This window comes from Vibrio sp. Vb339 (assembly GCF_902751245.1).
Taxonomy (GTDB): Bacteria; Pseudomonadota; Gammaproteobacteria; order Enterobacterales; family Vibrionaceae; genus Vibrio; species Vibrio coralliirubri.
The window spans coordinates 1,156,420-1,167,925 of record NZ_CADDIS010000002.1; the positions used below are offsets into that span (position 1 = coordinate 1,156,420).

An 11,506-nucleotide genomic window follows, 5' to 3' on the forward strand; every position below is an offset into this window, starting at 1 on the left:
AACAGGCATTAATAAGAAGCTCTAGATGTAGATATCGACACCGATAAGCTTTGCAAGTTCTTCTTTCTTCGCCTGATTCATTACATCCATATACTCTTCCATAGCCTTACGTCCTCGGCCTTCTGGAAGATCATACTGGATTTGAGCCTTGTGTAGTTCAGACTCTTTAACTTGACGAATAGAGTGAGAAACAGCATTAGCCACCTTAGTCGGTTGCCCAACCGCAGTGCTAGCATCAGATTTTTTTGCCTGCTCCTTCTTTTTAATTCGATTCGGCTTAGATGTGCTGCCTACCGAAGAAGGAGGTAAGTTGTTAATTGATACCATGACTAAATATCTGCCCTCTCAAATCTAAATAATACGCATTTAGACCTAATTTGCATCAGAACCTTGTAAAAATTATTCGCGACCTGGCAGTTTCTTCCAAGTCACTTTGTCACGAAGATAAACTGGCTCAGACTCTTCTGCTGCAACCGCTTTACCTTCCGCATAAGCGAATTGAGCAAGGACCGCCATATCTTGAGCTTCTGGGAATAGCACTTCACACGCTTTGGTGTTGATCGCAAGTGTATCCATATGCTCGGCATAAGCTTCCCAGCCGGTACCGACTTTCGCCCATGTTTCAGAATCTGCTTCTAACTGCGCAGCCAATTCACTTGGTGGCGTTACACATTCGGCATCAATCGCAGTCCAACGACCATCTTGTTCGCGGCTGTAACGCGCCCAATACACTTCGCTCATACGCGCATCAATTGCTGTCGCAACGTGAGTTTCACCAAATTTACGGTAGCTGCCTTGCGCCATCGCTGCCAGTGTAGAGACACCGATCATCGGTAAATCCGCACCAAAAGCTAAGCCTTGAGCAATACCAATACCAATACGTACACCCGTGAAACTGCCTGGGCCTTGGCCAAACGCGATAGCATCGATATCGGTTAAAGCGACATTCGCTTCTTTCAGTACTTCATCCACCATAGGTAGAATTTTTTTCGTATGGTCTCGAGGAGCCTCTTCGCTACGTGCGAACACCTGGTCACCCATTACTAATGCAACTGAACAATTTTCAGTTGCGGTATCTACTGCAAGAATTTTCGCGCTCATTTGTGTCTCAAATATCTGTTATCTAATCTAAAAATAATGGCTAAACTCAACAATGCCAATTAATCAGCAGCGGTTGAATGGTCTTTAGCTAAGAATTCTTTAATGACCCCTAAGTCACGGGTACGTGGGATAGGCGGTAAACTCGCCAAAAATATGCCACCGTAATCGCGAGTCACCAATCGGTTATCGCAAATAATCAAAGCGCCATTATCGTGCTTGTCACGTATCAATCGGCCGACACCTTGTTTCAAGGTAATCACAGCGTCTGGCAACTGTACCTGTGCAAAAGGATCACCCCCTTTTAATTTACAGTCCTCGATTCGAGCCTTAAGTAAAGGGTCATCAGGGGCCGTAAAGGGCAATTTATCGATGATAACACAGCTTAATGCGTCGCCCCTAACATCTATCCCCTCCCAGAAAGCGCCAGTAGCCACCAGCAATGCGTTACCTAATTCCATGAATTCGGCTAAGGTTTTTTGCTTACTTGTCTCACCTTGGAGCAGAACTGGAACCGAAAGGGTTTCACGAAATCGCTCCCCCAACTCTTTCATCATGCTGTGTGAAGTACACAAGAAGAAACAGCGACCTTGGTTTTGCTCAATCACAGGGGTCAGCATTCTTACTAGCTTATCGGCTAAGCCAGGGCTATTCGGTTCAGGAAGATAACGAGGTACACACAAGCGCGCCTGATTCGGGTAATCAAACGGACTCGGCAGTGAAAACTGTGCCGACGGTTTTAGTCCCAAGCGTGAGGTGAAATGGTCGAAATCGTCCGATACCGCCAAGGTTGCAGAGGTAAATACCCACGCGCCCGGTTTAAGCTCAATCTGTTCGTGGAATTTATCGGCGACTGAAAGCGGTGTTATGTGCAGGGCAAAGTGGCGTGGTGTAGTGTCATACCAATACGAATAGCCAGTAATCGACACATCGCACACACGTTCGATACGCGACTTAATCATGTTTGCACGTTCGAAAGCCGTGTCTAACAATTGGCTTCGACCCAATGCTAATTTCAATACATCGACGGCCAGTTGCAGCGCATCTTGCAAACGAACTAACTCGCGTGCAATCGACTCGGATTTCAAGGCTTCGCGCCAGTTACCACGAAAGCCGGTATCACCAAGCACAATACGCAAGTCGGCTGACGATTGAACGAGCCTATCCCCTACTTTCTGTAGCTGACGCATGTCTTTGGCTTCAGTTCGGTAAGCGATTTCAATGTCTTTGGCTAGCTCTTGGATCTGTCGACTGGAAACCGATTGTCCGAAGTACTGGCTGGCGATATCGGGAAGTTGATGCGCTTCATCGAAAATAAACACATCGGCTTCAGGAATCAGCTCACCGAATCCGGTCTCTTTAATCGCTAAATCCGCTAAGAACAAGTGGTGGTTTACCACAACAACATCGGAGTCCATCGCTTTTTTACGCGCTTTAAGCACGAAGCAATCAGTGTAGCTTGGGCACTCTTTACCCAAGCAATTATCATTGGTCGAGGTAATGGTTGGAATAACCGGGCTGTCTTCAGCGATATCATCACAATCACCTAAATCACCCGTTTGAGTGGATGACGACCAACTACGAACTTTAACTAACTGAGCCAGCAGCGTTGGGTCGGTATGAGCGCCATGACTCTCGATCATTTGACGGCTGAGTCTGTCCAAACACAAATAGTTTGAACGCCCTTTGAGTAACGCAACTTGACCATAAAAGCCAAGCGCATCGACCATCAAGGGTAAATCTCGGTGAAACAGCTGTTCTTGAAGGTTTTTAGACCCCGTACTAATGATGGTTTTCTTGCCACTCAGCAGTGCAGGCACTAAGTAAGCAAAGGTCTTACCGGTACCCGTTCCCGCTTCAACAACTAATTGGCTCTGTTTCTCAATCGCTTGTGAAACCGCTTCAGCCATGTCTAGCTGAGCTTGTCGTGGTTGAAACCCGGGGATCGCTTTACCCAGAGCACCATCAGCAGAAAACGTTTTAGATATCATAGAGTACGAAGTTTAGAAAAATAGAAGGCGAATTATGGCAGGTTTAGTGAGCCGGCGCGAATCAAGAATGACTTCGCACCGGAGGTGTTTGGTTTAGTTTGATTTGGTCTGAGCGTCCTGAAAAGCGAAGGGAGCAGAAATCAAAGAAAGGGGTTTATTTACGGCTGAGGTAACGCGACAACCAAGGGGCGCCTTCAAATTGATTATCGCAAGGCTGCATGGCTTTCGCAGCATCGGTTGGTGAGGTCTTACTTTCCCACATTTCATCTAGAACATGACCATCTAACTCGGAACCTCTCGCCAATGAATTCACTCGCTTGCAGTACAGTTTTTTGGCTAGTAACTCTTTATCCATAAGTATCACCTCTATTTTTGGCCAAGGCATAAATGCCTCGGTTGAAGTTCAAATGCGTACTACGGTCAAAACTTTTAAAAATGAAGCTTCTGCCTGTTTTCCTATCTAAAAACTGATATTTCTATATCAAACAATTTATCAAAGCGATAAATGAGCAGCAGAATTTGTTGAAACCAACTTGATAATAGATTAATTATAACGGTGATATTGCGGCTCAGTTCACCGTTCGACGGCCTGCATTAAATTTGAAGAATCCCGATTTCATATAATAAGTGCAACATTTCATGGAAGTAAGATGCAAATGGAAAGAAAAACTTTACTAACACATTGTACTGATGCCCCAGGCCTCATCTCAAAGATCACCAACATTTGTTACAAACACCAACTCAATATTGTGCACAACAATGAGTTCGTAGATAACACCAGCGGTCACTTCTTTATGCGCACCGAGCTAGAGGGTTACTTCAATGACGAAACCTTGCTCGCCGATTTGGACCAAGCGCTGCCAGAGAACGCAAAACGCAAGCTAATGAGCTCTTCTCGCAAACGTGTTGTGATTCTCGTGACCAAAGAAGCGCACTGCCTTGGCGACATTCTAATGAAGAACTTCGATGGCAGTTTAGACGTGGAAATCGCAGCCGTTGTTGGCAACTATGACATTCTACAAAGCCTGACCGAGCGTTTTGATATTCCTTACCACCATGTTTCACACGAAGGTCTGAACCGTGAAGAGCATGAGAAGAAGATGCTAGAAGTGATTGACCAATACGAGGCGGATTACCTTGTTTTGGCTAAGTACATGCGAGTGCTGACTCCAGGATTTGTTGAAAAGTACAACCACAAGATCATCAACATCCACCACAGCTTCTTGCCAGCATTTATTGGCGCGAAGCCATACCAACAAGCGTATGAGCGCGGCGTGAAGATCATTGGTGCTACAGCGCACTTTGTGACTAATGATTTGGATGAAGGCCCAATCATTAAGCAAGATGTTATCCCGGTGGATCACAACTTCAGCGCGAAAGACATGGCGCAAGCCGGTCGTGACGTAGAGAAGAATGTATTAAGTAAGGCGCTAAACAAAGTGATCAATGATCATGTGTTTGTTTACGGCAACAAGACTGTGATTCTGTAAGTCGGAGCTTCGATTTCCTGTAAGACTTCCAGTTAGAACCCAATAAAAAACGCGCAATAGGGACAGCCCATCGCGCGTTTTTTGTATCTGATGATCAGACTCGCTTTACGAGATTCCCAATTACGCTCCTTCGTCGCTATCGGGAATGACAAACTCGGTGATGAATCTTCTAGCTATAGGCTCCAACATACGCCCTCGAATACTCAGTTTGTCAGTATCCAAAGATAGACTCTGGTAAACACCATCGAACACTCCGTCATTCCGACGAGCCTAGGCGAGATCAGGAATCTTTTCCTAGCAGCTCTCTACTCAAATTAAGCCTGTTCTGACTCAACAATCTTCTTCAACGAATGTGGGTGCAGCTTGATACAAATCCCTTGATGCTTGAATGCAACGGTTGGGTTGTTCAAACGCTCCCCTTCGCCTTTCGGGCTAGAGAGTTTGATCTTAATGCCTTGCTCAGCCAGCGTTTCAAAGTTAGCAGCGAACTGCGGGTAAGTTTCTTTAAGATCCGCTAAGTACTCATCGGCCGTTTGGGCGTGAGAAGGAATTACAAACTCTACATGTTCCCAATCTTGGCTTGGGTAAATCTTACCTTCAGCTGGATATGGCAGCTCTAAGCATTCAATGCTCCAGCCAAGACTTTGCAAGGGTTCATCGAAAGCCAACACTACAATTGGACGACCATTAATCATCGCCTCTGAAATCGTAGAGCCGTAATCAGACCACGCTTGATGCGCAGATTTCGCTAGCTCAGTGTCATTGATGCGCAGCGCAATATGATCCGCTTGAGCAAAGCTTAAATCCAAACCCAATGTATTTCCTAGGTTCTCGATTTTTGCCATAAAGGTATCAAGGCGGGCGATCATTTGTTGTGGTTCTAGTTCAGCTTGCTTCAGGCTCATCATCATTGTCTGTGTTCTCCAAATAATGGCTGCATGTTATCAGTTTTGCCTTTTGCAACAAGCGTTGCTTTTACAAAAAATACTCAATAAGTATGTTCTTTCTGCTCCTTAAACATGCAAACGCGTCTTGCTAAAAGTCGATTGTCAAAAACCACTCAGGAAATGTTAATTTTCTATCAATTCGACCTATAAGAAACCCCACAAAATTGGTATGATTAACGCCATTTTTGTGAACTTAAACAGTGTCTGTTGTTCATTTCGGCATTAAATCGTTAACTAGACGCATAATTAACCAATTTAATGACCTCGAAATAACGGCCACTCTTATCATCCTTGAATTGAAGGAAACGCGTGTGAATATCCAAGCACTTATTAATGACAAAGTATCTCAGGCTCTAGAAGCCGCTGGCGCACCTGCAGGCTCTCCTGCGGCCGTTCGCCAATCTGCAAAACCACAATTTGGTGACTACCAAGCAAACGGCGTTATGGGCGTTGCTAAGCGACTAGGCACTAATCCTCGAGAATTTGCTCAAAAAGTATTGGACGTTCTAAACCTAGACGGTATCGCTTCTAAAGTTGAAATCGCAGGCCCAGGTTTCCTTAACATCTTCCTAGATGAAGCTTTCCTAGCACAACAAGCAGACGCAGCATTGGCTGATTCTCGCCTTGGTGTTGCAGTAGCAGAAACACAAACAATTGTTGCGGATTACTCTGCACCAAACGTTGCGAAAGAGATGCACGTTGGTCACCTACGTTCAACGATCATCGGTGATGCGGTAGTTCGTACTCTTGAGTTCCTAGGCCACAACGTTATCCGTGCTAACCACATCGGTGACTGGGGTACTCAATTTGGTATGCTTATCGCAAACCTTGAGCGCGTTCAAGCTGAGTCTGGCGAAGTTTCAATGGAACTTGCTGACCTTGAAGGCTTCTACCGTGAATCTAAAAAGCTTTACGATGAAGACGAAGAGTTCGCAGTTAAAGCACGTGGCTACGTTGTTAAACTGCAAAGCGGCGACGAGTTCTGCGCAGAAATGTGGAAGAAGCTTGTTGACGTAACAATGATTCAAAACCAACGCAACTACGACCGCCTAAACGTTTCTCTAACACGTGATGACGTAATGGGCGAAAGCATGTACAACCACATGCTTCCAACTATCGTTGCTGACCTAAAAGAGCAAGGTCTTGCTAAAGAAGATGACGGCGCACAGGTTGTATTCCTAGACGAATACAAAAACAAAGATGGCGACCCAATGGGCGTTATCATCCAGAAACGTGACGGCGGCTTCCTTTACACAACAACAGATATCGCTTGTGCAAAATACCGTTTTGAAGAACTAGGCGCAGACCGCGTGCTTTACTTCATCGACTCACGTCAGCACCAACACCTAATGCAAGCTTGGACTATCGTTCGTAAAGCAGGTTACATCCCAGAATCTGTTTCTCTTGAGCACCACGCGTTCGGCATGATGCTAGGTAAAGATGGTAAGCCATTCAAGACTCGTGCAGGCGGTACTGTTCGTCTTGCTGATCTTCTTGATGAAGCAGAAGTTCGTGCAGCGCAGCTAATCGAATCTAAGAACCCAGAACTAGCAGAAGACGAGAAGAAAGCGATCGCGAACACTGTTGCTATGGCAGCGGTTAAGTACGCAGACCTTTCTAAGCACCGTACTACTGACTACGTGTTCGATTGGGACAACATGCTTGCGTTCGAAGGTAACACAGCACCGTACATGCAGTACGCATACACTCGTGTTGCTTCTGTATTTGCTAAAGCTGGCATTTCTATGGACTCTCTCGAAGGTGAAATCAAAATCACTGAAGAGAAAGAGAAAGCACTTATCGCGAAACTTCTACAATTCGAAGAAGCAGTTCAGTCTGTTGCTCGTGAAGGTCAACCACACATCATGTGTAGCTACCTGTTCGAACTAGCTGGTCAATTCTCTAGCTTCTACGAAGCGTGCCCTATCCTAGTTGCTGAAGACGAAGCTGTTAAGCAGAGCCGTCTGAAGCTTGCTGCACTAACAGCGAAGACGATCAAGCAAGGTCTATCGCTTCTAGGTATCGACACTCTAGAGCGCATGTAAGCGATTCGAGATTCGAGATTCGAGATTCGAGATTCGAGAAAATTAAAAAGGTTGGCGTGAAAGCGTCAACCTTTTGTTTTATCTGAAGGTTTATTTAATCGACTATCTATGCGATTAGCTAACCTACACAACAAGAGATCTCCTATTACGCTCCTTCGTCGCTCTAGGAGATGACGAGAATAGGTGTAGTGAATCCAAGACAGCATCAATGATGCACCATCAAGCCAAACTAAATCATTGTTACTTCCCCAATCATCACTTCCTTTAATGAGGAACCAACGTCATTGAGAATCCGCCTCAGGCGAATAACGCCAGCAAAGCAATGCACCATTACTTTCCACGCCCGTCATTCCCTACAGTGAGGCACGAACGTGATAGGGAATCTGCTTATTGAGAACGTAAGCCCTAGCCACATTCAAACTCCGACCTTATACTCATGTAAAACAATTAATTGGAAAGATCATGAGCTTCGAACTTCACCCGCAACTTGCGAAAGACACCACACTTATCGGCGAATTTCCACTGAGCTTGGCTCTGCTACACAAAGATAACGCGGTGCCTTGGGTTATCTTGGTACCAAAACGTGCCAACCTAAAAGAGTTGCACCACTTACCAATGAAAGAGCAACAGCAGTTCCTGCATGAATCTCAGGCGGTAAGCCAAGCACTAGAAGCCACGTTCCAACCTGACAAATTGAACCTTGGTGCTCTGGGTAACATGGTGCCACAACTGCACATTCACCATATTGCACGCTTTACAGACGACATTGCTTGGCCTGGCCCAGTATGGGGAAATACCAAAGGTGAACAGCGCAATGAAGAAGATCAAGCTGCTATCCTGACTCGTATTCAAAACGTTCTGTCACTGAGCTCTATCTTCAAGAAAGCATAATTCGACTTGGTTTCGTTGAGCTTAAAAGCAAAACACTTCAGAAAAGACACATAACAAAAAGCCGCTTATCTTAGATAAGCGGCTTTGTCATTTTCTAATCTCGCCTTTTCAACGAGATAATGAAGACCGAACTACATCATCACGTTAAGCGACAAACCATCTTGCTTGCTGATGGTGTAGCGAATACGCGTTGTATGACCATGCTTATTCGTATCGACCAAACGAGAAACTTTCCCTTTCTTGACCCACACACTCAGCATCACATCGACGCCATCTTCACTCATGCCAAACTTTGCAGCGAGCTCTTTACGAGCCGCAACGCCTTGGCTATCAATGTATTGATGAAGTTCAGTTAAAATCATACTACTTGCACCTCTAGTGCTTTCTGCTTACTGCCCACTTTCTTGAAGACGCGATACGTCACCACAAAACCACCAGCAATCGCCACCATCCATACTGCACTTGTCACAGGATGCGCAGCAAAGTTTGCCGCTTGGTAGTAGAAAGTCGCACCAAAGTAACCAAGAGCCATCGTCCAAACCGCGATGAAGCGTGCAAACGTCTGACCAAATTCACGAACATAAGCGCCCATCGCGGCCACACAAGGCGTGTAAAGCAGGATAAGAATCAAGTAAGCGAACGCCGCATGACCAGATACAAACTTGTCTTTCAAGTTACCAAAGATAGAGGTATCGACTTCTTGGTCAGCTGCTACAGAATTAGAATCAGACAAGTCGCCAACTTCAATACCTAATGGATCTGAGTAGCTCAAACCAGCTAGGTTTTCAGGGATCGTCATTACCGCTTCTTGCAGGCTTGCTGCTAAGTCAAACTCAGCCGCTTCTTCATCAGAAGGCGTTGTGTATAGGCTATTTAATGTACCTACAACAGCTTCTTTAGCGAAAATGCCTGTGATGATACCAACCGTTGCAGGCCAGTTCTCTTCAGTAATACCAATTGGTTGGAATACAGGCGTTACAACTTGAGCCGCTTTAGACAGTACTGAGTTTTCGCTGTCTTCGTTACCAAAGCTACCGTCCATACCTAGAGAGTTTAGGAAGCTTAGAATAGCCACAACCATCACGATTGTTTTACCTGCACCAAGTACGAAACGCTTCAGCTTCTGCCAAGTTTTCAGCATTACGTTTTGCACTGTCGGCAATTCGTAATCTGGCATTTCCATCACTAAGCTATCGCTGCTACCTGGGTAGATTGTGTTTTTCAGGAAAAGGCCCGTAAACACAGAAGCAACGATACCCATGATGTACAGAGCGAATACTACGTTTTGTCCTGCACCAGGGAAGAACGCCGCTGCGAACAGTGCGTATACTGGTAAACGAGCACCACATGACATAAACGGCGCCATTGATGCTGCCAATTTACGTTCGCGCTCTTGGTCAAGAGTACGAGTTGCCATGATTGAAGGCACGTTACAACCAAAGCCCAGTACAAGTGGAACAAATGCTTTACCCGGTAAACCAATCTTCTGCATCACTTTATCAAGTACGAATGCAGCACGAGCCATATAGCCTGAGCTTTCTAGTACCGCTAAGAATAGGTAAAGCGCTGCGATAACAGGAATAAAGGTTGCAACCGTTTGGATACCACCGCCAATACCATCAGCAAGTACAGTAACTAACCAAACTGGTAAATGGCCATCTAATAAGTGGTGTCCACCATCAACTAATATTGCCCCAACACCAATATCGAAGAAGTCGATAAACGCACTACCTATGTTGATAGAGAACATGAACATTAGGTACATGATGACGAAGAAGAAAGGAATACCGACCCATTTGTTCAAAATGAATTGGTCTGCTTTCTCTGTAAAGTTTCGGCTTAGTTTGCCTTCGCTGCGACGAACACGTTTACAAAGGTCATGTAAGAAAGTGTATTTAGCGTCAGCAACAGCAAGGTCAATATCGAAATCGGCACCAAGACGCACGCTATCAATTTGAGTACGAGTTTGTGGAGCCAGTCCATTCAATACCAAGTAATCATTTTCTAAAGCACGAATCGCGAGCGCTCGGTGAGATACGTCAGCATCATCAAATTGTGACTCAACAGAAGGGATAAGAGCTTCTAACGCGGTATCGTAATCAATAGAGATAGGGTCAAGGCTCACACCTTGAACAAGCAGTTTATGCAAACGCTCTTTAAAGCGAACCACTTGACCTTTATCGTTTGCAGACAAGCTTAGAACTGGGCAACCTAGCTCTTTCTCTAGTGCTTTAAGGTTAATCACCTGACGTTCGCGCTTTAATACATCCATTTTGTTCAACACCACGATCATTGGGCGACCCAACTCACGTAGCTGTAATGTCATGTATAAGCTTCGTTCTAAGCAGCTAGCGTCGACAACATTAATGATCACATCTGCAGGGTGAGTTAAAACAGCGCGAGACGCGATAGACTCATCGATGCTGTTCGCATCATTACCACTGTCTAGTGCGTAGATACCCGGTAAATCCGTTAGTTGAAACTGATCACCTGCGTGCGAGTATAAACCCGTCTTCTTTTCAACAGTTACACCAACCCAGTTACCAACGTGCTGCTTAGCACCAGTCAGTGCGTTGAACAGTGTTGTTTTACCGCTATTCGGGTTACCAACGGTAAGAACTTGATAATCCATTTAGATAACCTCGATTTGTTCTGCAATGCTTTCACGAATGGCGATAGAAACACCTCTCACTTCAACTTGAAGCGGATCACCCATAGGTGCACGGCGGATAAGCGTCACCTCGGTTTTTGGCAACATACCCATGACCATAAGCTTCTTCCTTACGTCTGGTGTTAAACCTGTTAGTGCAACAATAGAAGCCGCCTTTCCTTGCTCTAGTTGTGAGAGTTTCATAAGTACCCAATTCGTGACTGATAATGAGAAAGATTGTTATTAACGCTATGATACACATACATGCCCACAATTCTATTGTGTGAAATCAATGTTTTCGAAAATACATACTCGTAAATTTCGTTAAAAACGTTTACGTCAAAAACGTTACTTTCAACAACTAGCGAGAACTACCTCACTAGTACAACCCCTC

General features: G+C 45.2%; 11 protein-coding genes. 3 read left to right on the forward strand and 8 right to left on the reverse strand.

Features of this window, described 5'->3' with window-relative positions:
- Positions 1–21 precede the first annotated feature (21 nt).
- The 4 genes from HRQ85_RS13770 to HRQ85_RS13785 all read right to left on the reverse strand — a co-directional run bounded on the left by HRQ85_RS13770 (position 22) and on the right by HRQ85_RS13785 (position 3,444).
- Positions 22–327, reverse strand: coding sequence for a chromosome partitioning protein ParA (locus HRQ85_RS13770; RefSeq protein ID WP_172379864.1), 306 nt, complete (start codon positions 325–327; stop codon positions 22–24).
- Between the two features lie 72 nt (positions 328–399).
- Positions 400–1,101 carry a tRNA (adenosine(37)-N6)-threonylcarbamoyltransferase complex dimerization subunit type 1 TsaB gene (gene tsaB / locus HRQ85_RS13775; RefSeq protein ID WP_172379865.1) on the reverse strand — a complete coding sequence of 234 codons (702 nt, stop codon included), beginning with the start codon at positions 1,099–1,101 and terminating at the stop codon, positions 400–402.
- Positions 1,102–1,160: 59 nt separating this feature from the next.
- The gene (locus HRQ85_RS13780) at positions 1,161–3,089 is read right to left on the reverse strand and encodes an ATP-dependent DNA helicase (protein ID WP_172379866.1); all 1,929 of its coding nucleotides are present in this window, start codon (positions 3,087–3,089) and stop codon (positions 1,161–1,163) included.
- A 154-nt stretch (positions 3,090–3,243) separates the two neighbouring features.
- A complete protein-coding gene (locus HRQ85_RS13785) occupies positions 3,244–3,444 on the reverse strand; it encodes a hypothetical protein (RefSeq protein WP_172379867.1) in 201 nt (66 codons plus the stop codon).
- Between the two features lie 301 nt (positions 3,445–3,745).
- On the opposite strand from HRQ85_RS13785, the gene purU reads away from it, so the two are divergent.
- Positions 3,746–4,579, forward strand: coding sequence for a formyltetrahydrofolate deformylase (gene purU / locus HRQ85_RS13790; RefSeq protein ID WP_050633767.1), 834 nt, complete (start codon positions 3,746–3,748; stop codon positions 4,577–4,579).
- A 314-nt stretch (positions 4,580–4,893) separates the two neighbouring features.
- Here the strand turns inward: purU and HRQ85_RS13795 are convergent, their stop codons facing one another.
- Positions 4,894–5,490, reverse strand: a complete 597-nt coding sequence (locus tag HRQ85_RS13795; RefSeq protein WP_172379868.1) for a VOC family protein — start codon at positions 5,488–5,490, stop codon at positions 4,894–4,896.
- A 347-nt stretch (positions 5,491–5,837) separates the two neighbouring features.
- On the opposite strand from HRQ85_RS13795, the gene argS reads away from it, so the two are divergent.
- Together argS and HRQ85_RS13805 are read left to right on the forward strand one after the other, a co-directional pair.
- Positions 5,838–7,571, forward strand: coding sequence for an arginine--tRNA ligase (argS, locus tag HRQ85_RS13800; protein WP_017063415.1), 1,734 nt, complete (start codon positions 5,838–5,840; stop codon positions 7,569–7,571).
- Positions 7,572–8,033: 462 nt separating this feature from the next.
- Positions 8,034–8,462, forward strand: a complete 429-nt coding sequence (locus HRQ85_RS13805; RefSeq protein ID WP_172379869.1) for an HIT domain-containing protein — start codon at positions 8,034–8,036, stop codon at positions 8,460–8,462.
- A 131-nt stretch (positions 8,463–8,593) separates the two neighbouring features.
- On the opposite strand, the gene HRQ85_RS13810 is transcribed toward HRQ85_RS13805, so the two are convergent.
- From HRQ85_RS13810 to HRQ85_RS26120, 3 genes are read right to left on the reverse strand one after another with little or no spacing between them, the layout of a single operon-like run.
- The gene (locus HRQ85_RS13810) at positions 8,594–8,824 is read right to left on the reverse strand and encodes a FeoC-like transcriptional regulator (RefSeq protein ID WP_172379870.1); all 231 of its coding nucleotides are present in this window, start codon (positions 8,822–8,824) and stop codon (positions 8,594–8,596) included.
- Positions 8,821–11,094, reverse strand: a complete 2,274-nt coding sequence (gene feoB / locus HRQ85_RS13815; RefSeq protein WP_216655515.1) for a Fe(2+) transporter permease subunit FeoB — start codon at positions 11,092–11,094, stop codon at positions 8,821–8,823. The genes HRQ85_RS13810 and feoB overlap by 4 nt, the downstream gene beginning before the upstream one ends.
- Positions 11,095–11,316, reverse strand: coding sequence for a FeoA family protein (locus HRQ85_RS26120; RefSeq protein ID WP_004734203.1), 222 nt, complete (start codon positions 11,314–11,316; stop codon positions 11,095–11,097).
- Positions 11,317–11,506: the final 190 nt, after the last annotated feature.

What these genes read in the sequence shown, in the direction of transcription:
- HRQ85_RS13770 (WP_172379864.1), bottom strand. Translation starts at nt 327, where the DNA reads ATGGTATCAATTAACAACTTACCTCCTTCTTCGGTAGGCAGCACATCT.
- tsaB (WP_172379865.1), bottom strand. Translation starts at nt 1,101, where the DNA reads ATGAGCGCGAAAATTCTTGCAGTAGATACCGCAACTGAAAATTGTTCA.
- HRQ85_RS13780 (WP_172379866.1), bottom strand. Translation starts at nt 3,089, where the DNA reads ATGATATCTAAAACGTTTTCTGCTGATGGTGCTCTGGGTAAAGCGATC.
- HRQ85_RS13785 (WP_172379867.1), bottom strand. Translation starts at nt 3,444, where the DNA reads ATGGATAAAGAGTTACTAGCCAAAAAACTGTACTGCAAGCGAGTGAAT.
- purU (WP_050633767.1), top strand. Translation starts at nt 3,746, where the DNA reads ATGGAAAGAAAAACTTTACTAACACATTGTACTGATGCCCCAGGCCTC.
- HRQ85_RS13795 (WP_172379868.1), bottom strand. Translation starts at nt 5,490, where the DNA reads ATGATGATGAGCCTGAAGCAAGCTGAACTAGAACCACAACAAATGATC.
- HRQ85_RS13805 (WP_172379869.1), top strand. Translation starts at nt 8,034, where the DNA reads ATGAGCTTCGAACTTCACCCGCAACTTGCGAAAGACACCACACTTATC.
- HRQ85_RS13810 (WP_172379870.1), bottom strand. Translation starts at nt 8,824, where the DNA reads ATGATTTTAACTGAACTTCATCAATACATTGATAGCCAAGGCGTTGCG.
- feoB (WP_216655515.1), bottom strand. Translation starts at nt 11,094, where the DNA reads ATGGATTATCAAGTTCTTACCGTTGGTAACCCGAATAGCGGTAAAACA.
- HRQ85_RS26120 (WP_004734203.1), bottom strand. Translation starts at nt 11,316, where the DNA reads ATGAAACTCTCACAACTAGAGCAAGGAAAGGCGGCTTCTATTGTTGCA.